The organism is Streptomyces huiliensis, assembly GCF_020037025.1.
Lineage (GTDB): Bacteria > Actinomycetota > Actinomycetes > Streptomycetales > Streptomycetaceae > Streptomyces > Streptomyces huiliensis.
Genome location: NZ_JAIQLH010000536.1, coordinates 1 through 1025, shown reverse-complemented (window position 1 = coordinate 1025; position 1025 = coordinate 1). Strand labels below are relative to the sequence as shown.

At 69.0% G+C, this 1025-nt stretch carries 2 protein-coding genes; both read left to right on the top strand.

Annotation, left to right across the window (positions count from 1 at the left end; genetic code table 11):
- Positions 1–490 (top strand): ABC transporter permease (locus JNW98_RS35725; RefSeq protein ID WP_223772404.1); only part of this gene is annotated, 490 nt, incomplete at its 5' end.
- A gap of 11 nt (positions 491–501) precedes the next feature.
- Positions 502–1025 (top strand): ATP-binding cassette domain-containing protein (locus tag JNW98_RS35720; protein WP_223772403.1); only part of this gene is annotated, 524 nt, incomplete at its 3' end.

Here is a 1025-nt window from a genome sequence, read left to right as displayed (position 1 = left end):
CGACGTCTTCTTCGGCATCCCGCTGCTCCTCGGCGGCCTGGTGCTGCTCCAGGCGTTCACCGACCGCACGGTGTGGACGGTGACGTTCGCCCTGACCGCCTTCGGCTGGATGCAGATCGCCCGCGTCATGCGCGGTGCCGTCATCACGCAGAAGCAGGCCGACTTCGTCACCGCCGCCCGGGCGCTCGGCGCGGGCACCGGCCGGATCCTGTTCCGGCACATCCTGCCGAACGTCCTCGGCCCGGTGATCGTCGTCGCCACCATCGCGCTCGGCGGCTACATCGCCACCGAGGCGACCCTGTCCTACCTGGGCATCGGTCTGAAGGACCCGACAGTCTCCTGGGGTGTGGACATCTCCGCCAGCCAGAAGGACCTGCGCGACGGTCCGCACGCCTTGCTCATGCCGGCCGGCTTCCTGAGCCTCACCGTGCTCGCGTTCATCCTGCTCGGCGACGCGGTGCGCGACGCCCTCGACCCCAAGCTGCGCTGAGGGAGGCTTACGTGACCACCACCACCGAGAAGACCGCGGACGTCCCCGAGCAGAAGGGGAAGGACGGCGGACCGCTCCTCGAAGTCCGCGACCTGCACGTCGAGTTCCACACCCGGGACGGCGTGGCCAAGGCCGTCAACGGCGTCAACTACTCGGTCAGCGCGGGCGAGACGCTCGCCGTGCTGGGCGAGTCCGGCTCCGGCAAGTCCGTGACGGCCCAGGCCATCATGGGCATCCTCGACATGCCGCCGGCGAAGATCCCCAAGGGGGAGATCCTCTTCCGCGGCCAGGACATGCTGAAGATGTCCGCCGAGGAGCGCCGCAAGATCCGGGGCGCGAAGATCGCCATGATCTTCCAGGACGCGCTGTCCTCCCTGAACCCGGTGCTCTCCGTGGGCTACCAGCTCGGCGAGATGTTCCGCGTCCACCAGGGGCTGTCGAAGAAGGACGCCAAGGCCAAGGCCATCGAGCTGATGGACCGCGTCCGCATCCCGGCCGCCAAGGACCGCGTCGGCGACTACCCGCACCAGTTCTC